This is a genomic window from Mesorhizobium sp. M7A.F.Ca.AU.002.02.1.1 (assembly GCF_003998535.1).
GTDB classification, from domain to species: domain Bacteria; phylum Pseudomonadota; class Alphaproteobacteria; order Rhizobiales; family Rhizobiaceae; genus Mesorhizobium; species Mesorhizobium ciceri.
Window position 1 is genome coordinate 1 of record NZ_RZPB01000698.1, and the last position, 3162, is coordinate 3162.

General features: G+C 66.3%; 3 protein-coding genes. 1 reads left to right on the top strand and 2 read right to left on the bottom strand.

Features of this window, described 5'->3' with window-relative positions; translation table 11 throughout:
• Nucleotides 1–907: carbohydrate kinase (locus EN879_RS29635; RefSeq protein ID WP_127274435.1), on the top strand; the 907-nt coding region annotated here is incomplete at its 5' end.
• Here EN879_RS29635 and EN879_RS29640 read toward each other — a convergent pair.
• Nucleotides 908–2734, bottom strand: a complete 1827-nt coding sequence (locus EN879_RS29640; RefSeq protein WP_127274436.1) for an alanine racemase — start codon at nt 2732–2734, stop codon at nt 908–910.
• Nucleotide 2735: 1 nt separating this feature from the next.
• Nucleotides 2736–3162, bottom strand: a 427-nt coding sequence (locus EN879_RS29645) for an FAD-dependent oxidoreductase (RefSeq protein WP_127274437.1), incomplete at its 5' end; no start/stop codon positions are given.

Sequence of the window (3162 nt, forward strand, 5' to 3'; positions counted from 1 at the left end):
ATACTGGGCCTTGCGCCTGACCGGCATCGCCGCCAACGAGGTCACCTCGCTCGGCTGCCACACCGACCTGTGGAACCCGTGGACAGCGGATTTTTCATCCCTGGTCGAGAGGCTGGAGTGGCGAAGCCTGACGGCGCCGGTGCGGCCAGCCGGGGACCGCCTCGGCCCGATCCTGCCCGCTGTTGCGGTGCGAACCGGACTCGATCCGCAAACGCCGGTGTTCTGCGGTCTGCATGATTCCAACGCGTCGCTGCTGCCGCATCTGCTGTCCGACAAACCGCCTTTCTCGGTGGTCTCGACCGGCACCTGGGTGGTGTCGATGGCGGTCGGCGGCAAGCAGATTGTGCTGGATGCGGCGCGCGACACGCTGGTCAATGTCAACGCGCTCGGCGATCCCGTTCCCTCTGCGCGCTTCATGGGTGGCCGCGAGTTTTCGGTGCTGACAAAGGATCAGCCGGAGCCGTGGACCGAGGATGATGTCGGCGCCGTGCTGGCGCGAAAGATGCTGCTGCTGCCGTCGACCCAGCAAGGTTCGGGGCCGTTCCCGCACCATGCCGCGGCATGGCTCAACGCCGACGGCATCAACAAAGGCCAGCGCTTTGCCGCCATCTCATTCTATCTGGCCCTGATGACGGCGACCTGCCTCGACTTGATCGGTGCCGACGGCCCGACCACGGTCGAAGGCCCCTTTGCCCGCAACCGGCTCTTTGTCGGCATGCTGGCGGCAGCCACGGCGCGCGCCGTGGTTGCGTCGGAGGCCGCCACCGGCACCAGCATCGGCGCGGCGCTGCTGGCATGCGATCGGCCGGCGACGCACGGCAAGGGCGAAAGAATAGAACGGCCTATAGACCCAGCATGGGTCGACTATGTCAGCGCATGGCGGGCGGCAGTGGAAGTGCAGGGCTGATCAGAGAATCCGTTTGCCGAAGGCAGACATGACGAAGTTGACCGCGTCGGTGCCGATCCGCGGCTCCAGATCCGCCGTCAGGCCCGAAACATCCATCGACAGCAAGCCGCCGGAGAGCGCGATCGCCTCCATCGCCTGATGTGTTTCGCGCACGGTCAGCCCACCGGAGCCCGCAGCCCAGCCGGCGAATTCGGTCGCGGTCGGCGAATAGCTGACATGAAAGCCTTGCGTGCCTGATGTGGCGATACGGATCGCTTCATGCATCAGGTCGCGCATGCCCATGGCGTCGATATCGGTCATGGTGAAGGCGGAGACGCGCGAATCCTTCAGCACCCGCGCCTCGGCCGGATCGGCGTGGCGCAAGCCGACGATGACGACATTCTCCGGCGACAGTTGCGGCTGCAGGGCGCCCGCCTTGTGGTCGAGGCCAAGCGATCGCGCCAGGACCGAGCCTTCCGGCAGGTCGATGCCGTCCTCGTCCTCAGGCATCAGGGCGGCGATGGAATCGATCCAGATCAGGCCGAAGGAATGCGTGGCGCGCGCCGTTGCGGTCAGAGCCTTATGCGCGACGCGACGGTCGGTGCCGGCGGCCAGCCGGATCAGCCCCGATGGCGGCCGCTCGACATCGGCGAGTTCCACGACATCGAAATTCATCGCCTCCAGCCGCGCGCCGGTGCCTTCCCGGGCCAGGATGCCGGCAGCCCCCGGCCCGGCGGAGATCTGCACCATCTTGCGGCCGGAAAAATCCTCGACATCGTGCATCGGGGCCTTCTCGACATATTCCGAGGTCATCGCCAAAAGCATGGCGCCATAGCTCATGCGGAAGGCGACGCGGTCGCCGACGGCCAGCGGCGGGTCGGCATCGGCGACATCCAAAAGCAGATGGTCGCTGGAGGCGCCCAGCACCCGGATCCCCCTGGCGATCGGCGTCAGCCCCTCGCCCAGCACGTCCTCGCGGCCGATATTGGCGATGGCGCGCAGCCTATCGCCCTCGTCGGGGAAGACCGGCTGGTTGCCGAAGGCGTCGTAGCCCGATTGGCCGATCGGCCGTGACGGCTTGAGCTTGACCTCGATGATGTCGCTGGTCAGCCGGCAGGCATCGGGCTCGAGCTCGGCCCATGGCACATCGCGGAAGGTTTCGACGCCACCTTGCAGGATCGCCTCGCCGACGCGCAGATTGTTGATGCCGGCCGGAAGCCTGCCTTCGAGCAGCAGCGGCAGCGACGACGAGGCGCCGCCGGAAATCACGTCGAGGCTTTTGCCGGACAGGCGCTCGGTCTTGTAGGCATGGGCGACGAGCTGCCCAAGGTTTTCCGGCGTCGGCATGATGGCGCCGAAGCAGCCGAGATTGGTGCCGATGCCGGCGATGCGCACGCCCTTGAACTGCAGGATCTGCTCAACCGTGGGGATCAGGTCGTTCGGCCAGATGCCTTCGCGGAGATCGCCGAGATCGATCATCAGCATGATGTCGTGGACGCGGCCCATGCGCTCGGCGATGCGCGAAACTTCGCGGATGGTGGCGAGTTCCGATTGCAGGCTGATGTCGACGGTGCGCACCACCTCCTCGACCCGCGCCATCGGCGGGCTGCGCAGCAGCATGATCGGTGCGTTGATGCCGCTGTCGCGCAGCCGGCGGATGTTCTCGAAACGCGATTCGGCGATGCCGGCGACACCGCCGCGCAGCATGGCGCGTGCCACTTGCGGCATGCCGCAAGTGCCCTTGGTGACGCCGAACACTTTTATGCCCGACAGCGCGCAGCGCTCGACGATGGTGCGCGCGTTGCGCTCGATGCGGCCAAGGTCGATGGCGACTTGCGGTCCCGACATCCTAGCCCCCGTAAACCAGCCCCTGCGGGTCGATCTCCGGCTTGCGGCCCGAAACGAGGTCGGCGAGGAATTTTCCCGAACCGCAGGCCATCGTCCAGCCGACATGGCCGTGGCCGGTGTCGAGATAGAGATTCTTGTAGCGCGCCTGGCCGATGACCGGCACCGAGTTCGGCATCATCGGGCGCAGACCCGCCCAGAACACAGCCCTCTTCTCGTCGAAGGCACCCGGGAAAAGATCCTTGCCGGTGCTGATGATCGTCTTGAAATCGGCGGGCTTGAAAGTGCGGTCGAAGCCGGTGAATTCGGCCGTCGAGGACATCCGCAAGCGGTTGCCCAGCCTTGAATAGCCGATCAGCCGGTCCTCGTCGGCGCCGCCCATGGTCGGTCCCCTGCTTTCGTCCTCCAGGGGAATCGTCGCGGTATAGCCT

Excerpts from the sequence above, each read along its gene's own strand:
- EN879_RS29640 (WP_127274436.1), bottom strand. The coding sequence starts at position 2,734 with ATGTCGGGACCGCAAGTCGCCATCGACCTTGGCCGCATCGAGCGCAAC.